Genomic DNA, 17867 nt, shown 5'->3' with positions numbered 1-17867 from the left:
CTTGCCCAGCCCGGTGAACGACCGCGACCACCGGTCACTTGGTGCCTGGCACCACGTGACCCGCGCCGACCAGCCCCACCCATCCGACGACGCCCCAAGGACCCCTGATGCCTGCTGCTGAACCGTCCGCGGTCGAGCTCGGCGACTACCTCGGCATCATCCGCCGGCGGTACGTCATCGTCGGCCTCGCCGTGCTGGTGTGCCTCGTGCTGGGGGCGGGCTACGGGGTCACCCGGCCCGACGTGTTCCGGTCCCAGTCCGAGATCGCCCTGCCCGCCCCGGCCGCGACCCAGACCGCCATCGAGGTCACCGAGGACGTCCAGACCGAGCTGGCGGTGATCCGCTCGGACCTGGTGGCCGAGCGGGCCGCCGAGGCCATCGGCGACGTCGACGACCCCCGCGACCTGCTCGCCAACCTCACCGTCGAGGCCCCGCCCGACGCCCGGGTGCTGGTGGTCGTCTACCGCGCCTCGAGCGCCGAGAAGGCCCAGGAGGGGGCCAAGGCCTTCGCCGACGGCTACATCGCCCTCAAGGAGGCCGAGCAGCAGGCGGCCATCGACCAGCAGGTCGAGCGCTACACCGAGCGCATCGCCAGCCTCGACGAGGGCATCGCCGCCCAGGACGCCATCCTGTCCCGGGCCGACGAGGACTCGAACGAGTTCCGCTCGGCCGAGCGCAACCGGGACGACCTGGCCAGCAACAAGGCCGACCTCGAGCTGGAGCTGGCCGCGGTGCAGAGCCAGCCCGTCGACGGCGGCACGATCATCACCCCGGCCCGCCTCCCCCGCCAGCCCCAGGCCAAGGGGCTGGGCCGGACCCTGGCGGCCGCCATCGCCGCCGGGCTGGTGCTGGGCCTGGGCGCCGCCTTCGTCCTCGACCGGCTCGACACCCGGGTGCGGGGCGCCGCCGACCTCCGGCAGGTGCTGGGCGTCCAGTCGCTCGGGAGCATCCCGGTATTCCCCGAGCGCCACCGCCGGCCGGGGACGGCCCTCGTCACCGTGCACGCCCCCAACGGGCCCGAGGCCGACGCCTTCCGCCGGCTGCGCACCTCGGTGCTCCTCGCCGTGCGCGACGCCGGCGTCCGGACCCTCGCCGTCACCAGCTCGGTGGCCGACGAGGGCAAGACCACCGTGGCCGCCAACCTGGCCGTGGCCATGGCCCAGGGTGGCCGGCGGGTGTTGCTCGTCTCGGCCGACCTGCGCCGGGCGGGCGTCGAGGAGCTCTTCGACCTGCCCACGGCGCCGGGCCTCACCGACGTGCTCCGCGGCGACGCCACCCTCGACGAGGTCGAGCGCAAGGTGGGCGACCTGGTCGTCATCACCCGGGGCTCCCCCGTCGAGAACCCGACCGACCTGCTCGGCTCGGAGTCGACCGCCGACGCCGTCACCGCCCTGGCCCACGGGTTCGACCTCGTCATCTTCGACACGCCCCCGGTGCTGGCCGTGGCCGACGTGCTGGTCCTCGCCCCCCGCCTCGACACCACGCTCCTCGTGGTGTCGCTGGCGCAGGCCAGCACCGCCCAGGTCTCCGAGGCCGGCACCGAGCTCACCCTGGCCGGGGCCAACGTCCTCGGCGCGGCGCTGAACAACGACACCGACAGCAGCCGGCGCTCGGCCAGCGCCGCCGCCTACGGCGTCCAGAACCGATAGGCCCCGTCCTAGGGGCGTCGGGACCGGGACCGACGGTCATCTTGGTGCCAGGCTCCACGTGGCCCTGCCCACCCCCGTGAGCGCAACGATCCCCGGCCACTTGGTGCCTGGCACCACGTGACCTGCGCCAACCAGCGTTCGGCGCGCCATGCCAAGCAACGGTGTCGTCCTAGTGACCTGCGCCAACCAGCCCTGGCGCACCATGTCGGGCGGTGTCGTCCGGTTCAGGGCTGGTCGACGTCGAGGAGCTCCGCCACCGGGATCGTGGTGCCCGGCGCGTAGGGCACCTCGATCTCACCGTCGGGACCGACGTGGCGGCGCTCCCGGTAGCCGCCCTCGTCGGGGTCGGTGAACACCTCGACGCCCTCTCGGTGCACGACCCAGTACCAACCGAACCCGGCCCGCCCGTAGGCGACGGTCTTGACCTCGGTGTCGAAGACGAACGAGGCGTCCGCCACCTCGACGACCAGACCGACGTCACCGGGGTTCAGCCGGCTGATGGTGCGCTCGGTCCCGAGACGGGCGACCGGCTCCGCTCCGCGCCGGCACACGAACGCATCCGGGTCGGGCAACGAGCCAGCTGCGGGGAGCGTGGCGTTGGTGACCCGCCAGCCGTCCTCGGGTAGCCGACGGATCACACGAGCCGTCACCTGGCCGTGCCAGTCGCCGATCACCACCCGGATCACCTGGCCCTCGACCAGCTCGACCCTCTGCTCGCCGAAGACGCCCGCCTCCCAGGCCCGGATGTAGGACGCCTCGTCCCACACGAAGGTCTCGGCCAGGGCCACGCCCCGATCGTAACGGTGTCGTCCTAGGGTCGTCCCGCATGAGCAAGAAGCGTCGACGGAAGGCTCGCGGGGGTCGGGTGACCCCGAAGGGGACCCGGCCGGGCTCGGCCCGCCAGCCCCGGTCGGCCGCCCGCTCCGAGCCCCGGGAGCCCAGCCTGCTGGACGAAGTCGCCGGTGCGCTGGCCACGGGCGAGCCCGTGGCGCTGCTGGGGCTGGCGAGCACCTTCGTCGAGCTGCTGACGAGGAAGCCGTCGCCGTTCGAGGCGCCGCCCCCGGACCTGCCGCCGCTGGCCGAGGTGGTCCGCTCCTTCGTCGAGGTGCCGGGCCCGGAGAGCACGGCCCTGCTGGCCGCGCTGGCGCCGATGGTCCCCGACGAGCTGGTCGCCCGGGCCGCCCGGCGCGAGCTGGCCCACCGCGACGATGCCCTGCCGGCGTGGCTGGCCGGGCTGGACCGGGCCGAGGCCGGGCCGGTGCTCGAGATCGGCGACGTCCTGGGCGACGCCAGCAACGTGATGGTCGAGGTCCGCGTGGCCGACGGCCAGGTCATGACCGTGGTGGCCCACCTCGACCACAGCGGCGGCGCGGCGGTGGCCGATGCCTTCGTCCTGCCCGACCGCATCGATGCCGTGCTCGCCTCCACCGGGTCGGCCACCGACCCCCACCTGTTCCGGGCCGAGCTCGACCCGGCCGACGCCCGCGCCCGGGTGGAGGACGCCATCCGCCTCGGGGACATGATCGTCCCCCCGTACGAGACCGAGACCTGGCCGGCCAGCAAGCCCCTCCTGCGGTGGGCCGTCGGCCTCCTCCCGGCGGGCGGCGAGGTGCCCGAGCGCCACGAGTGGAGCGACGAGGAGGAGGACGCCCTGATCGAGCGGCTCTTCGCCTCCGACGAGGGGCGCCCCCTCGACGACGAGGACCACCGGGACCTGATGGGCATGTTCCTGTGGCTGGGCACCGGCTACTGGTCGGGCGACCCGCTGCGCTGGAGCCCGGACCGGGCCGCCCACCTCCTGCTCGACCTGGTGCCCCGGAAGCTCATGGCCCCGGCGGACCAGCTGGCGAAGGTGCCGGACCTGCTGCGGGCCCTGGTCACTTTCGGCCACCGCGAGCGGGGCATCCCCGCCGAGCTGACGGCCGAGACCCTCGCCGTCATCGACGAGGTGGTGCCGGAGTTCCTCGACCTCATCGCCGACGAGGACCGGCCGCGGGGCGCCGAGGCCATCGCCGCTCGGACCCTCGGGCTGGCCGGCGCGACCTCACCGCTGCTGCGGGAGGTGTGGGAGGACGGCCTGGCCCGGGTCGAGGCCCGGGCCGGCGGACCCGAGGCCCTGGCCTCCCTGGACACCGACCCCCTGCCCGACGAGGCGCTCGACCTCTCCGGCGTGCCCGACGGTGCGCTCGACCGGGTCCACGAGGTGGCCGACCTGGGCGACGAGGCCTGTGCGGCCCTGCTCGGGATCGAGGCCCGTACCGCCTTCCGTCGGCTGCTGGCCCGGGTGGCGCGCGAGGCACCAGAGGTGCTCCTCCGGGGCCGGGCCGACACCGCCGCGGCGGCGCTGTGCTGGGCGGTGGCCCGTGACAGCGATCTGCTGGGCACGGCGAGGACCAAGGTGACGGCCAAGGCGCTGCTCGCCCGCCTCGGGATCGCCGGCGGCAGCGTCTCGACCCGTGCCGGCACGCTGCTGCGGGCCGCCGGGCTGGAGCGCGACGGATCGACCGACACCGGCCTCCCGCCCGAGCTCATGGTGGCGACAGCCCGGCGGACGATGCGCGCCGACGCAGCGCGCTACCGCTCCCTCCTGGCCGAGGCGGGTTCGCTCGACGATCCCGGCCAGGCGGCGCGGACGAGGGCGGCGGCAGAGGGCATGCAGCACCGGTTGAAGGTGACCCTCGAGGAGATCCGCCCCCCGGTGTGGCGCCGCCTCGAGGTCGCCAGCACCGCCACCCTGGCCGACCTCCACGAGGTGCTCCAGGTCGCCTTCGGGTGGGCCGGTGGGCACCTCCACGCCTTCACCGTCGCCGGGCGTGAGCACGTCCCGGCAGCGATGCTCGACGAGTGGGAGCCGCTGGGGGCACCGTCGATCGACGAGTCCACCGTGACGATCGCCGAGGTCCTGCCCGAACCCGGGGCCACCGGCGCCTACGCCTACGACTTCGGCGACGGGTGGGAGCACCGCATCGAGGTCGAGGCGATCGAACCGGCCACCGACCACGCGCCCCTCCCCCGCTGCACCGGCGGCCGCCGGGCCGGGCCGCCCGACGACGTGGGCGGCCCGTGGGGCTACGAGCGCCTGCTCGACGCCCTGGCCGACCCCTCCCACCCGGACCACGACGAGCTGCGGGACTGGCTCGGCGGCCCCTTCGACCCCGAGGCCTTCGACGCCGACGAGGTCACGCGCCGGCTGCGCGCCAGGTTCCCGACCCGGTAGCGCCCAGGGGCGGCGGCCGATCGGGGGCGCCTCGCTCACAGTGGTCCGGTCGCCGCCGACAGGAGACGTACCACGCCCCAGCGTGCCCCGAGCCCCGAGAGGGACTACTCTCTGTGACCGCACCTCTGAACGGAGACCCCGGGTCGCCATGACCCTCGCCCACGCCCAGACCGACGTCGAAACCCTGGCCAGCGTTGCCCTCGGTCGCGCCGACACGGCGACGTCCCGGCCCCGCATCGATCCCAAGCGGGTGATGGGCCTGGCCGACATGGGCACGGTGGTCCTCGCCCTCGCGCTCAGCGCGGTCGTGTCAGGCCCCATGACGGTTGATGGCGGGCCCAGCAGCCTGCGCTTCCTCGCCCTCGGGGCGGCGACGCTGCCGATGTGGCTGGCGATCATGTCGAGCCAGCGGCTCTACAACGTGCGCTTCATCGGCCGCCGCATCGACGAGGTCCGCCGCATCGTCAACGCCACCTTCCTGGGCTCGATGGCGGTCGCCCTGGCCGGGTTCTTCGCCGACATCGACGTGCCCCGGTCGCGCATCGTCGTCCTCTTCGTCGTCGTCACCCTCCTCGTCTCGGTCGAGCGGGAGGTGGCCCGCCAGATCTTCAGCGCCATGCGGACCAACGGCAAGCTGATCCGCACCGTCGTGATCGCCGGCGCCAACCCCGAGGGCCGCGAGCTGGCGGCCATGCTGCGCACCGACTCGTGGCTGGGCTACCAGGTGCTGGGGTTCGTCGACGACGACCCCGACACCGATCCCGAGCCCGTGCCCGGGGTGCCGCTGCTCGGCACCGTGTCCGAAGCCGGCGAGATCCTGCGGGCCCGCCCCGGGGCCTCGGTCATCGTGGCCGCCTCGGCCATCGAGAGCTCGACCACCAACCGCCTGGCCCGCGACCTGCTCGACCGGGGCGTGCACGTCGAGCTGTCGTCGACGCTCCGCGACATCGCCTCCCAGCGCCTCGTGGTCCGCCCCCTCGGGCGGTTCCCGGTGGTCTACGTCGAGCCCATCCAGCGCGACGGCTGGCGCAAGACGGCCAAGCGGGCCTTCGACGTCACCCTCGCCGTGGCCGCCATCATCGTCACCAGCCCCCTGGTGGCCCTGGCCATGGTGGCCATCCGCCTCGACTCCCCCGGCCCGGTGCTGTTCCGCCAGGTCCGCGTCGGCCGCAACGGCCGCCCGTTCCAGGTCCTGAAGCTGCGCACCATGGTGCAGGACGCCGAGGCCCGCCGCGACGAGCTGCTAGAGGCCAACGAGGCCGACGGCCCCCTGTTCAAGATGCGCCACGACCCCCGCGTCACCCGGGCCGGCCGGTTCCTTCGCAAGAGCTCCATCGACGAGCTCCCCCAGCTGTGGAACGTGGTCCGGGGCGAGATGAGCCTCGTCGGCCCCCGCCCCGCCCTCCCCCACGAGACCGAGGCCTGGGACCCCCTGCTCACCCAGCGCCTCCGGGTCACCCCCGGCATCACCGGCATGTGGCAGGTCAACGGCCGCAGCGAGTCGAGCTTCGAGGACTACACCCGCCTCGACCTGTACTACGTCGACAACTGGTCCCTGCTCATCGACCTCGCCATCCTGGCCAAGACCCTGCCGGTGGTCCTCCTCCGGCGTGGCGCGGCCTGAGCCCGACGGGCGACGGTCAGGGCTGGTTCAGACGTCGACGACGATCAGGTCGTGGTCGGCCCGGTTGAGGGCGAGGGGCCCGGCCTCGGTGGCGACGACGATGTCCTCGATGCGCAGCCCCCACGCGCCGGGCGTGTAGATCCCGGGCTCGACGGAGAAGGCGTGACCCGGCTCGAGCCGGGTGCGGTTGCCCTCGACGATGTAGGGGTCCTCGTGCTCCTCCACCCCGATGCCGTGCCCGGTGCGGTGGATGAAGCGGTCTCCGTAGCCGGCCGAGGCGATCGGGCTGCGAGCGGCGGCGTCGACGTCCTCGCAGGTGACCCCCACCTTGGCCGAGGCGACCGAGGCGGCCTGGGCCTCCTGCAGCACGGAGTAGGCCTCGACCACCTCGGCGGCGGGCGGGCCGACGGCGACGCATCGGGTGATGTCGGAGCAGTACCCGGCGCCCGACTCGGTGGGCCACAGGCCCCCGAAGTCGCAGAGCAGGACCTGCCCCGGGGTGATGATGTCCGACCCCGCCTCGTGGTGGGGGCTGGCGGCGTTGGGGCCGGTGGCGACGATGGCGAAGTTGACCCGCTGGTGGCCCTCGTCGACGAGCCGGCGACCGATCTCGGCCGAGACCTCGGCCTCGGTGCGACCCGCCAGCCGGATCTCGCCGCCCTGGAGCTGGGCCGCCACCCGGTCGGCGGCCCGGGCCGCCTCACGGAGGGCTGTGACCTCGCCGGGGTCCTTCCGGGCCCGGAGGGGCCCGACGACCGGCGCGGCCCGCTGCCAGCGGGTGGCGCCGCCCACGGCGCCCTGCAGCTCGAGCAGGAAGCGGGACCAGGTGCGATCGCCGACACCGACGGTGCCGGCCGGGCCGACCAGGTCGGCCACGAGGGCGATGGGGTCCTCGAGCTCGCCCCACGGCCGCAGGCCGAACACGTCGGGCCGCTCGACCACCCGGGGGGCCTCGAGCCGGGGCACGACCAAGGTGGCCTCCCCCTCACGGGGGACGACCAGCATGGTGAGCCGCTCGAGGGGCATGGCCTCGTAGCCGGTGAGCCACGGGAGGTCGGGCCCGACCGACAGCAGGAGGGCGTCGACGCCCTGGGCCCTCATGGTCCCTCGCACGCGCTCCATCCGCTCCTGGTGCATGCGGGGCAGGCTACGGGGTGGGGCTGGGCGCGGCATCGAACGCCGGCAGCCCGTCGATGCTGGTGCGGTTCTTCTCGGCCCGGTAGGCGACCAGCCCGTCGTCGCCCCGCTTGGCAGCCCACTCGTCGAGGCGGGTGCGGGGCCCGACCAGCTCCATCTGGGGGACGGCGTACCCGCAGGCCGACGCCACCCGGTCGACGGCCAGGTGGATCACGGCGCGGGCACCGGGGTGGTCGGGGAACCGGGGCGCCAGGTCGTCCCAGCCCGGGTCGCCCGGTCGCACATACGTCGCCTGGCCGTAGAGGCGGAGGATCAGCGGCTTGGCGTCGAACGAGCAGAACATGACGGTGAGCCGGCCGTTGTCTCGGATGTGGGCGATGGTCTCGGCGCCGCTGCCGGTGAGGTCGAGGTAGGCGACCTCGTGGGGCGACACCACCCGGAAGGTGTCCCCGCCCTTGGGCGAGACGTTCACGTGCCCGTCAGCGTCGAGCGGCGCCGTGGCCACGAAGAAGACCGGCTGGTCGGCGATCCAGGTGGCCAGCTCGTCGGTGATGGCGTCGTAGGTGCGGCCCATCACCACAGCCTGCCCGACCCGCCGTCACCGCCCGGCAGCGAATCGGCCAGGGTCTCGGCCCGGCGTGCGGGCGCCGTCCCGGCGGCCCAGGGTGCGCACCGCCAGGAGCCCGAGACCGATCCCGACCAGGTTGGCGACCACGTCCGCCAGCTCGGCGGTCCCGCCGAGCGGTGACGGCAGCTCCAGGCCGAGGGTGCCCAGGGTGCCATGCACCAGCTCGAGGACGAGACCGACGCTCAGGACCACAGCGGCCGCCCGCCGTGCGCCAAGCCGCCCGGCCAGGATGACCACGAGGCCGCCCGACATGACCACGTGCAGGGCCTTGTCGACGCCGAGCGGGTCGGCGACCACCATCCAGTCGGCGCGCGCCAGCACGAGCTCGCGCACGGCCGGCCCGATCAGGGTCGGCCAGGAGCGTCGGTGTGGTCGTGAGCAGGCACGGCGGCGACCTGCCGCAGCGCATCAGCCACCTCGCTCGTCGGCCCGGACTCGAGGTCGGCGAGGACGCCGGGCTCGAGGGGCTCGACGCACACCCGCGAGATCAGCTCGTGGGCGGAGGGCTGAGGCTCCTCCGCCGCGCTGAGGAGGACCTCGTGCATCTTCTCGCCCGGCCGGAGGCCGGTGTAGACGATGTCGACGGTGCGTTCCGACTGCTCGACGAGGCGCCGGGCCACCTCGGCGATGCGCACCGGCTCGCCCATGTCGAGGACCATGGCCTCGCCGTCGCGGCCGATGGCGCCGGCCTGGATGACGAGCTCCACGGCCTCCTCGACGGTCATGAAGTACCGCGTCACATCCGGGTGGGTGACCGTCACCGGGCCCCCGGCCTCGATCTGGGTCCGGAAGGCGGTGAGCACCGAGCCACGGCTGCCGAGGACGTTGCCGAACCGGACGCTGACGAACGAACCCTTGCTCTGGCCGGCAGCATGGGCCGTGAGCCGCTCGGCGACCCGCTTCGAGCAGCCCAGGACGCTGGTGGGATCGGCGGCCTTGTCGGTGGAGATGTTGACGAACAGGCCGACGTCGTGACGGAGGGCCTGGTCGAGCATGTTCTGGGTGCCCCGGCAGTTAGACTTCACCGCCTCCCGGGGGTGCATCTCGAGCAGGGGCAGGTGCTTGAGGGCGGCGGCGTGGAAGACGACCTGGGGGCGGTGCTCGTCGAACACCTCGGCCATGCGATCCGCCTCGCGGATGTCGGCGACCACCAGGTTGCGCGAGTCGAGCATGGCCCGGCCCTCGATCGACATCTGCACCTCGTGCAGCAGCGACTCGTCACGATCGAGCATGACGAGCTCCGCGGGGGCGAAGCGGTAGATCTGACGGCACAGCTCGGACCCGATCGACCCGCCGGCTCCGGTGACGAGCACTCGGGCGCCGGTGACGTAGCCAGCGATGGCGTCGAGGTCCGTCTCGATCCGGCGCCGGCCGAGGAGGTCCGACTCCGTCAGGGGACGGACGTCGGAGCTGGCGATCTGCCCGCCGAGGAGCTCGTTCACCGGGGGGAGGACCAACACGTGGAGTCCGCACGCGCCGGCACGCCCTGCGATGTCGCGGATGACGGCACCATCGGCGCTGGGGAGAGCGATGACGACAGTGTCCGCCTCGACACGCGTCGCCACGTCGCACACCTGAGAGCTGGTGCCCAGCACCGGCACCCCCTGCAGACGGAGGCTCCGCTTCATGGGGTCGTCGTCCACGAGGCCGACGGGGAGGTACGGACCGTCGGGGTTCCGCATCATCGACCGCACGAGCTGCCCGCCCGCCTCGCCCGCTCCGACGATCACCACACGAGTGAGGTCCTCGCCTGTGGGCCGCATCGAGCGCTCGAGCACCAGCCGCCACGACCACCGGAACGACGACGCCACGAGCAGGGTGATGAAGCCCTGGGCGACGCATGCGGCCACGGGGACCGGGCGGTCGCTCGCCAACAGCGATGCGGCGAGGAGAGCCAGACTGGTGAGGCTGACAGCTCGAGCGAGGGCGAGGACCTCCTCGAACCCGCCGAAGCGCCAGCGGCCCCGGTAGAGCCCCTGCGACCACCCCGCTAGGAGCTGGACGACACCGACGAACGGCAGCACCCACCAGAGCTGGGAGACGTTCTCCGACGGCATCGCCGTCTCGAACCGCATCCACAGGGCGACCACGACCGCACCCATGGCGATGAGTGGATCCGTGGCCGCCTGGATGATGTGCCGGGTGCGCTCCTCAGGCAGGGCGACGTACCCGACTAGACGTGGTCGTTCCATGTGTGCTTGTCCCCTCCCACCAACTCCCGCCGACACGCTAACCCACCATGCGGGAAGGTTCAGTGATCGTCGGTGAAATCCTGCGAACGGGTGACGGCCCGATCAGACACCGGAAGGCCGCTCAGAGGACCTCGACGTTGGGCCCGGCGAGCACGTTCCGGCAGTCGAGCACGTGCACGGCGGATGAGCCCAGGAGGTCGCGGTCGAAGGCGTCGTGGTCGACGACGAGCAGGACCAGATCAGCGTCTGCGATCTCCTCCGCGCTGAGATCGACGAGCTCGACGCCGGCTGGCGCCTGGGCCGGGTCGACGTACGGGTCGACCGCACGAAGGTCCGCGCCGAGAGCCAGCAGCCGCTTGGCGATCTCGCGCGAGGGGGCCTCGCGGGCATCGCCGGTGTTCTTCTTGTAGGACAAGCCGAGCATCAGGATTCGCTGCCCACGCACGGCCAGGCTGCGGCGGTTGAGGGCGGCGACGACGCGCTGCACGACGTAGTCGGGCATGTGCTCGTTGATGTCGTTGGCCAGCTCGACGAACCGGAAGGTGTGACCCAGCGATCGACGGACCCGCCAGGAGAGGTACGACGGGTCGATGGGCAAGCAGTGACCACCGACACCCGGTCCGGGGGTGAACTTCATGAACCCGAAGGGCTTGGTGTCGGCTGCCTCGATGGCCTCCCACACGTCGATGCCGAGGTCATTGGCGAACATGGCCAGCTCGTTGACCAAGGCCACGTTGACATGGCGGAAGGTGTTCTCGATGAGCTTGGTGAGCTCGGCCTCCTTGGGCGACGAGACCGCAATCGTCTTGTCCACGAGCTGGTCGAAGAATCCCTGGACCGCCTCCAACGACGCTGGCGTCACGCCGGAGACGACCTTCGGTGTCCGCTCGAAGGTCCACTCCCTGTTCCCGGGGTCGATCCGCTCGGGGCTGTAACCCAGGTGGAAATCGACCCCTGCGGTCAAGCCCGAAGCCTCCTCTAAGATCGGCCCCACGAGTTCCTCGGTCGAGCCGGGGTACGTCGTCGATTCGAGGATGACGGTGCATCCGGCGCGCACGTACGGGGCGAGCGCAGCGGCGGCTGACTCGATGTAGCTGAGGTCCGGAATGCCCTCGGAGAGCGGCGTCGGCACCGAGATCACGGCGATGTCGAAGCCCTCGATGTCGGCGGGATCGGCAGACGGACGGTAGGTCTTCGTGGACAGCACACCGCCGAGGCGATCGTCGGAGATGTCCTCGATGAACGAGTCACCAGCGGCGAGCCGCTGGACCTTCTCATCGCTGATGTCGAACCCGATGACAGAGAACCCCGCCTCTGCCGCTCGCACGGCCACGGGAAGCCCCACGTAGCCCTGGCCGACGACGACGACCTTGCTCATGCACACACTCCTCAGTTGCCTCGCAGTATGACTCACCCTCTCACGGTGGGCAGAACCGATGGTGCATGCTTGCTCCGATCAGCCGAGCGACATGGTGGTCTGCCAGGTGATCGGAAGGTCCACGTCCTCCTCGACGACGATCGCTGTGGCATCGTGTCGACACCCGAAACCAGACGCGTAATGGGACGCGCCGGCCGAGGCACGCAAGGGATGGGCTCTCGCAGAGACACCAGCCATCTGCGCCGTCATCTCGACGGAGAAGCCACTGCCATCCAGGGTGCCGTCCTCCACCCGCGCATGCGACCGCGAGTCCATCTGGGCCGAGTCGAACAGGAGACGCAAACGCACTCGATGACGTCCCGAGCCGCTGACCTGGTCCCTGATCACGACCGATGCGGCGTCGACGAGCCACTGACGCTGGTGGACGGGACCACCTTCGAGGTGGGCAAATCCGTCGTGGGAGGCCACAACCTGGACGACGCCGTCAACAACCGCGGCTCGGCGCAGCGTGGCCTGGGCCCGTCGACCGGCGCGAAAGCTCCCCCAGACCTCGGTCTGATCCTGGCCATCGATGGCGACGGTGTTGTGCGCCGCAGTACTGCGCTCCCACCGGCGCTGGGGGCCCGAGCCGTACTCAGACGTGCCCGGATCCACGATGATCCGTTCGCCGTCGACGGCGAGCTCGAAGGTGAGGCAGTCGGCCTGGGCGTGCGCTGGCAGATCGGGCGGGCAGGGCTGTCCGACGTCGGCTATGAGGTGGATCCTGCTGCCCGGCTTGGCGACCACGTACCCAGAGTCGGGGAGAACGACAAGGGGTGTGTGGGGTGGCGCAGTCGGCTCGAGGGCTGCGATGCGGGCGACGCCGACGCGCTCGCAGTCGTTGAGGAGCGGCACGTCGCCGTCGGGCATCAGCATCGAACCCAGCCAGGCACGCATGCGAGTGATGACGTCAAGGAGGCCGTCAACCTTGGGCCGTCCTGCCACCTCGAGGAGATTCGCGATGTCGAGCAGGTCGGCCAGGACTTGGCAGTGGTAGGAGGGCGACAGCTCGAAGTGGCCTCCATCTGCCAGGACCTGTACGTCGATCTGCTGTCGGAGCAGCTCCAGACCGCGGTCGACCATCTTCAGATCGTCGAGTCGGATGCCCAGCCCCACGAGCGCCTTGAGGTTCTTGACCAGATGGTTCCCGCCCACATCGAGCTCGAGGTTGCGCTCGAGGAAGCGCGCATGAAGTACTAGCTGGTGACCGAACTCCTGGGCGATGGAACTCGTGACCAGAGCAGGTTCGACGTTGACGAAGACCCACGCGCGGAGAGCGGTGGGGTACGGCGCCCACGCGTTCCAGCGTCCAAGCCGGGTCCCCTCGACCCAACTGCGGAACTGGCGCTCGAAGACATGCTGGGCCATCGGGCGGTCTTCGGCCTGGAGCAGAGTCCACGCCCATTCCCAGTAGTGGTGGTGGTAGAGCCAGAGCTGAGGCGCGTCTGCGGGGTCCCATCGCACGGGCGAACCCAGTGCGCGCCTGTCGTCGAGGAAGGTGAAGGTGCCGGCTGCGAGCTCGTCGAGCGTGCCGCAGCTCGGGGGGGCAACCAGGTCGATCGCGGTGAAGGACGTAGGCCAGCTGCTCGCGCTGGGCGTTCCGGACCACCGCCTCTCGAACGGAGCTGGCCAACGCGACAGCGCCGTTCGCTGAGCTCGCAGTCGAACCCGGTGGACAACCTGTTCCGGGCGGAGGTGAGCGATCGTTCGTCGATAGCGCCCGAGGGCGGCCGGGTCCACACGCATCAGGTGGCGTGCATCCGGGACTCTGCGGCGATGCCGGCTGCGAACGAGCGCGGGGAGTAGCCCAGATCGGCCCTCGCCGCGGAGATGTCGAACGCCTTGTCCTCCACGAGGCGCTCGATCTGCTCGGCCTTGAGCGGCAACGGCTTTCCTCGACGTTCGACTGCGGTGAGGAAGCGGACTATGGGCTGGTGCGGGATGGGGATGCCCTTCACCGATCGGCCGACGGCGTCACCCGTATCATCGAGGATGCGACGGAAGCTGATCGGCTCCGGGCCCCCCACGTCGTAGGCCCGGTCGATGGCCCTGTCGGTGCCGAGCGCGACGACGATCGCATCAGCGAGGTCGGCGACGTGAACCGGCTGCTGCAGGTTGTGCCCGCCGCCCGGCATCGGCACCACCGGCACCCGACTGACCAGGCGCAGCAGGCGCCACATGTTCCGGTCGCCGGGAGTCCCGTAGATCATGGTCGGCCGGATGATCGTCCACTGGAGGTTGCTGGCACGTATCGTCCGCTCCGCCTCAGTCCGCACAGCCTTCGACGGTGCGTTGAGACGAGTGAAGATTGCTGTTGTGGAGACGAAGAGGGCACGATGCAGCCCGGCTTCTTCCGCTGCCGCGACGATCGGGGCCGCGTGGCCGAACCCGAGCGATGCCAGGTTCACCAGGTTGCTGGCACGGGAGGACGAAAAGGCGTCGCGGATCGACGAGGCGGAGTCGAGATCTCCCTCGATCGGGTTCGCCCCGAGGGTCTGAAGACGATCGGCAGCCGCATCGGTCCGCGCGAGCGCCGATACCTCGTAGCCGCCCTCGACCAGGAGGGGGATCACGAACCCACCCAGGAACCCGCTTCCGCCGGTCACGTGAACTGATCGCGACCGCTCCTCGGTCATCGTCTGCCCTTACGATCGACCGCTGCGAGGAGGAGGCTTCGATAACGAGAGGCGAGCTCGCGTCGGTCGAAGTGGGCCTCGACGTGGCGCCGTCCCTGTTCCCCCATCGCTGAGCGCCTCTCGGGGTCTTCGGCCAGGTCGGAGATCGCCGCCGCCAGAGCCCGGGGATCCCCCGGGTTCACGACGAGTGCGCCTCCTTCGCGCAGGATCTCGGCGGGCTCGCCCCGGACGGCCCCGACGACAGCTTTGCCCGTGCCGAAGAACTCGAAGATCTTCGATGGGATGAAGGTGCTGAACAGAGGCACGTCTCGGAGCGGGACGAGGCAGATGTCTGCAGCAGCGAGCAACCCGGCCACCGCGTCACGAGCCACTCCCCCGTGAAGCGACACGTTGGTGAGAGCGAGCTCATCAACTCGAGCCTGCAGTTCTGCCTTGGCCGCGCCCTCACCCACGAATGCGAAGTGGATGGGACGATCGCGGAGAAGCGCAGCCGCCTCAGCGACGCTCTCGAGCCCGTGAGAGATGCCATGGGCCCCGATGTACAGGACGAGGCTCGTGCCCTCTTCCACTCCGAGCGCTTCCCGTCCCGGCAGTGGGTCTCCCGCCGGGGTGAATCGGTCGAGGTCGACGCCATTGCGGATGGTGTGCACCTTGGCCGGGTCGATGCCCCGGCGGATGAGATCGTCGCGGAATCCGGCGCTCACAACCACGACGTCGTCGGCGGTGCGATAGGCCCACAGCTCCAACCGTTCGAGGAGCCAGATGACGGGCTTGTTCGTGAGGACGCCGAGCTCGACGAAGATGGCCGGCCAGAGATCGCGGACCTCGACCACGAGCCGGGCTCGCTTCGTCTTGGTCAGAAGCCATGCGGAGAAGATCGAGAAGAACGTCGGCGATGACACGACGACGATGTCAGCCGGCCCGGTGCGTCGGGCACCGAGGAGCACCCCCGACGCCATGAATGACAGGTGCCCCAAGGTCTTCTTGACGATCCCTTCGTTAGGGGTGGCGTAGACCCAGGTACGCACAACCCGGTGGCCATCGACCCGCTCGACGAGACGCCGCTTCCCTCGATACTCCTTGGGGATGACCCCCGTCGGGTGGTTCGGCATGCCGGTGAGGACGGTGACATCGTCGCCGTCTAGGGCCCAGAAGCGCGCCAAGTCGCTAAGCCGGGCCTGCGGCGCCCCGATCTCAGGGGGAAAGTAGTGCGTCACAACGAGGACCCGCATCATTGCCCCTCATGCGACGTTGGCCGAGAAGGCACCTGTGAACCCCTCAGGACGGTAGGCAGGAAGATGAAAGCGCCGGCCATGGCCGCGATCATGGCACCGCCAACAAGCTGCCCGAGCCAGTCTCGGCCAACGGCTGCAAGTCCGACCAGGGAGCAAGCACCTATCACCGCGCCAACTGTGACCGTCACTCGGGCGTGGCTCCAGCCGTGAACCACGAGACGCTGGTAGGCATGGCTCCGGTGCGCTTCGGTCAGCGGCTCGCGTCGCAACGCACGCCTCGCAAGAGTGATGCTCGTGTCCGCCAAGTAGAGGGCTAGCGGTGCCCCCATCGCGACTGGTGAGATTCCCAGGGAAACTCCGATTAGCGCTGACATCGCAAGCCAAGCCCCAAGGAAGTAACTCCCGACGTCACCAAGGAACATGCGCGCCCGAGGGAAGTTGAAGGGCAGAAAACCGGCGGCGCCAGCCGCAACCACGACTCCCGCAGCCGTGACGGCGGGCTCATCTTCCCATCGGCCCACGGCCACCCAGCTCAGACCAGCAACCAAGGCTTGGACCGACGAGATCCCATTGATCCCGTCCATGAAGTTGAACCCGTTGACATAGCCGACCAACCAGATGGCGCCGATGCCGACGATGAGCAGACCCAAGAGCGTTCCACCGGGCTCAGTGATGAGGACGGCAGCTCCACTGGCGAGCAACGCGATTGCGACCTGCGCTGCCAGGCGACTGCGCGCTGGGACGTTGTAGAGGTCATCAGCGAGCCCGACGAGGCCGAAGGCCGAAGCGACAGCCGCCACAGCGACAACAGGCGCGCCGGTGCCCAGCAACACGAGGAGCGCTGTCGCCGACAGGCAGCCCACCGCCGGCGAGATGCCGCCACCACGCAGGGTCGGCACCGCGTGCGACGACCGGGCCACAGGAACATCGAGCACGGCTCGTCGTTCGAGCCACCTGATGACGCCGGGAGCTGATGCGATGCAGACGAGCAGCGCCGTGACGGCGGCGGCGACGTTCACAGCGGAACGAGCCTGCACCATGAACGCGACATTAGGATCCGAGAAGAGCGTCGGCGATGCGTTCTGCCGCGCGTCCATCCCATAGCGCGGGTCGGCGACGCTCGACGCCCTCGGCTAACACCAGTTCCGCAGACGTGATGATCCGCTCGGGGTCTCGCCCCACCAGGAGGTTCGTTCCCTCAGAGATTGTGATCGGCCGCTCGGTGTTGTCTCGCAGCGTCAAGCAGGGCACGCCGAGTACCGTCGTCTCCTCCTGGATCCCACCTGAGTCGGTGAGGACGAGTCGCGCGCCGCTCTGGAGCGCGATCGAATCCATGTAGCCGATGGGGCCGATCACCGTGACGCGAGGACCCAGGTCCATTTCCGCAAGCCGGCCGGCCACCCGAGGGTGAGCAGGGAAGATGAGCCGACAGCTCTCCGAAATGGCCACGAGCGCTCGTGCAATCCCAGCCAACACCGAAGGATCGTCGACGTTCGCAGGGCGGTGAAGCGTGACGAGACCGTACTCTCCGTCCTCGATGTCGAGCTGGTCGCGGATGGGGCGGCTGCGAGCTTGGTCGAGATGGGTCAACAAAGTGTCGATCATCACGTTGCCGACGAGGTGGATGCGCTCCGCCGGGCATCCCTCCGCCAAGAGATTCTCTACCCCATCCGGCGAAGGCGCGAGCAGCGTGTCCGCCAACCTGTCGACGACCACGCGATTGATCTCCTCGGGCATCGACCAGTCTCGGCTCCGAAGGCCGGCTTCGACGTGAGCGACCTCAACGCCCGCCTTGGCCGCCACCAGAGCGCATGCGACAGTCGAGTTGACGTCGCCCACAACGACGACCGTGTCCGTCTTCAGCTCATGCAGCAACGGCTCGAAGGCCACCATGACGGAGCCGGTCTGCACGGCATGGCTCCCCGAGCCGACCCCAAGGTGGTGGTCTGGCACCCGAAGAGCGAGTTCCTCGAAGAAGATGTCGCTCATCATGGGGTCGTAGTGCTGGCCGCTGTGGACGATGACCACCTCGGCGCCTCGGCCCTCGAGTGCCTTCACCACAGGCGCCAATTTCATGAAGTTCGGCCGCGCTCCCGCGACCACGCAGACCTTCACGTGCCCCTCCTGTCCTT

14 protein-coding genes are annotated in these 17867 nt (G+C 70.6%); 3 read left to right on the top strand and 11 right to left on the bottom strand.

Translation table 11 applies throughout. The annotated features are described in order from the left end of the window. Nucleotides 1-107 precede the first annotated feature (107 nt). Complete coding sequence (locus tag HC251_RS07870) at nucleotides 108-1649, top strand: tyrosine-protein kinase family protein (RefSeq protein WP_219944750.1); 1542 nt, start codon at nucleotides 108-110, stop codon at nucleotides 1647-1649. Between the two features lie 224 nt (nucleotides 1650-1873). Here the strand turns inward: HC251_RS07870 and HC251_RS07865 are convergent, their stop codons facing one another. Continuing rightward, nucleotides 1874-2437: a Uma2 family endonuclease gene (locus HC251_RS07865; protein WP_219944749.1), complete on the bottom strand. Its 564-nt coding sequence runs from the start codon at nucleotides 2435-2437 to the stop codon at nucleotides 1874-1876. A gap of 38 nt (nucleotides 2438-2475) precedes the next feature. On the opposite strand from HC251_RS07865, the gene HC251_RS07860 reads away from it, so the two are divergent. Then, nucleotides 2476-4866 (top strand): plasmid pRiA4b ORF-3 family protein, encoded by a 2391-nt coding sequence (locus HC251_RS07860; RefSeq protein WP_219944748.1) that lies wholly within the window; start codon nucleotides 2476-2478, stop codon nucleotides 4864-4866. Nucleotides 4867-5014: 148 nt separating this feature from the next. Beyond that, a complete protein-coding gene (locus tag HC251_RS07855; RefSeq protein ID WP_219944747.1) occupies nucleotides 5015-6490 on the top strand; it encodes a sugar transferase in 1476 nt (491 codons plus the stop codon). Nucleotides 6491-6517: 27 nt separating this feature from the next. Here the strand turns inward: HC251_RS07855 and HC251_RS07850 are convergent, their stop codons facing one another. The 10 genes from HC251_RS07850 to wecB form a co-directional block, all read right to left on the bottom strand. Beyond that, nucleotides 6518-7627: a Xaa-Pro peptidase family protein gene (locus tag HC251_RS07850; protein ID WP_219944746.1), complete on the bottom strand. Its 1110-nt coding sequence runs from the start codon at nucleotides 7625-7627 to the stop codon at nucleotides 6518-6520. Nucleotides 7628-7637: 10 nt separating this feature from the next. Continuing rightward, a complete protein-coding gene (locus HC251_RS07845; protein WP_219944745.1) occupies nucleotides 7638-8201 on the bottom strand; it encodes a pyridoxamine 5'-phosphate oxidase family protein in 564 nt (187 codons plus the stop codon). A gap of 24 nt (nucleotides 8202-8225) precedes the next feature. After that, entirely contained in the window at nucleotides 8226-8588 is a 363-nt protein-coding gene (locus HC251_RS07840; RefSeq protein ID WP_219944744.1) for a hypothetical protein, read from the bottom strand. Between the two features lie 11 nt (nucleotides 8589-8599). Next, nucleotides 8600-10447: a nucleoside-diphosphate sugar epimerase/dehydratase gene (locus tag HC251_RS07835; RefSeq protein WP_219944743.1), complete on the bottom strand. Its 1848-nt coding sequence runs from the start codon at nucleotides 10445-10447 to the stop codon at nucleotides 8600-8602. A 121-nt stretch (nucleotides 10448-10568) separates the two neighbouring features. Then, nucleotides 10569-11825 (bottom strand): nucleotide sugar dehydrogenase, encoded by a 1257-nt coding sequence (locus HC251_RS07830; RefSeq protein ID WP_219944742.1) that lies wholly within the window; start codon nucleotides 11823-11825, stop codon nucleotides 10569-10571. A gap of 78 nt (nucleotides 11826-11903) precedes the next feature. Beyond that, nucleotides 11904-13604 carry an alginate lyase family protein gene (locus HC251_RS07825; RefSeq protein ID WP_219944741.1) on the bottom strand — a complete coding sequence of 567 codons (1701 nt, stop codon included), beginning with the start codon at nucleotides 13602-13604 and terminating at the stop codon, nucleotides 11904-11906. Between the two features lie 5 nt (nucleotides 13605-13609). Further along, nucleotides 13610-14500 (bottom strand): NAD(P)H-binding protein, encoded by an 891-nt coding sequence (locus HC251_RS07820; protein WP_219944740.1) that lies wholly within the window; start codon nucleotides 14498-14500, stop codon nucleotides 13610-13612. Further along, nucleotides 14497-15735 (bottom strand): glycosyltransferase family 4 protein, encoded by a 1239-nt coding sequence (locus HC251_RS07815; RefSeq protein ID WP_219944739.1) that lies wholly within the window; start codon nucleotides 15733-15735, stop codon nucleotides 14497-14499. The genes HC251_RS07820 and HC251_RS07815 overlap by 4 nt, the downstream gene beginning before the upstream one ends. Next, nucleotides 15732-16832, bottom strand: a complete 1101-nt coding sequence (locus HC251_RS07810; RefSeq protein ID WP_219944738.1) for a glycosyltransferase family 4 protein — start codon at nucleotides 16830-16832, stop codon at nucleotides 15732-15734. The genes HC251_RS07815 and HC251_RS07810 overlap by 4 nt, the downstream gene beginning before the upstream one ends. Next, nucleotides 16786-17850: a non-hydrolyzing UDP-N-acetylglucosamine 2-epimerase gene (gene wecB / locus HC251_RS07805; protein WP_219944737.1), complete on the bottom strand. Its 1065-nt coding sequence runs from the start codon at nucleotides 17848-17850 to the stop codon at nucleotides 16786-16788. The genes HC251_RS07810 and wecB overlap by 47 nt, the downstream gene beginning before the upstream one ends. Nucleotides 17851-17867 lie beyond the last annotated feature (17 nt).

This window comes from Iamia sp. SCSIO 61187, assembly GCF_019443745.1.
GTDB lineage: Bacteria > Actinomycetota > Acidimicrobiia > Acidimicrobiales > Iamiaceae > Iamia.
This window is presented reverse-complemented; position numbering and strand designations above follow the sequence as displayed.

What these genes read in the sequence shown, in the direction of transcription:
- HC251_RS07860 (WP_219944748.1), top strand. Translation starts at nt 2,476, where the DNA reads ATGAGCAAGAAGCGTCGACGGAAGGCTCGCGGGGGTCGGGTGACCCCG.
- HC251_RS07820 (WP_219944740.1), bottom strand. Translation starts at nt 14,500, where the DNA reads ATGACCGAGGAGCGGTCGCGATCAGTTCACGTGACCGGCGGAAGCGGG.
- HC251_RS07870 (WP_219944750.1), top strand. Translation starts at nt 108, where the DNA reads ATGCCTGCTGCTGAACCGTCCGCGGTCGAGCTCGGCGACTACCTCGGC.
- HC251_RS07830 (WP_219944742.1), bottom strand. Translation starts at nt 11,825, where the DNA reads ATGAGCAAGGTCGTCGTCGTCGGCCAGGGCTACGTGGGGCTTCCCGTG.
- HC251_RS07835 (WP_219944743.1), bottom strand. Translation starts at nt 10,447, where the DNA reads ATGGAACGACCACGTCTAGTCGGGTACGTCGCCCTGCCTGAGGAGCGC.
- HC251_RS07810 (WP_219944738.1), bottom strand. Translation starts at nt 16,832, where the DNA reads ATGGACGCGCGGCAGAACGCATCGCCGACGCTCTTCTCGGATCCTAAT.
- HC251_RS07855 (WP_219944747.1), top strand. Translation starts at nt 5,015, where the DNA reads ATGACCCTCGCCCACGCCCAGACCGACGTCGAAACCCTGGCCAGCGTT.
- HC251_RS07845 (WP_219944745.1), bottom strand. Translation starts at nt 8,201, where the DNA reads ATGGGCCGCACCTACGACGCCATCACCGACGAGCTGGCCACCTGGATC.
- HC251_RS07815 (WP_219944739.1), bottom strand. Translation starts at nt 15,735, where the DNA reads ATGATGCGGGTCCTCGTTGTGACGCACTACTTTCCCCCTGAGATCGGG.
- HC251_RS07850 (WP_219944746.1), bottom strand. Translation starts at nt 7,627, where the DNA reads ATGCACCAGGAGCGGATGGAGCGCGTGCGAGGGACCATGAGGGCCCAG.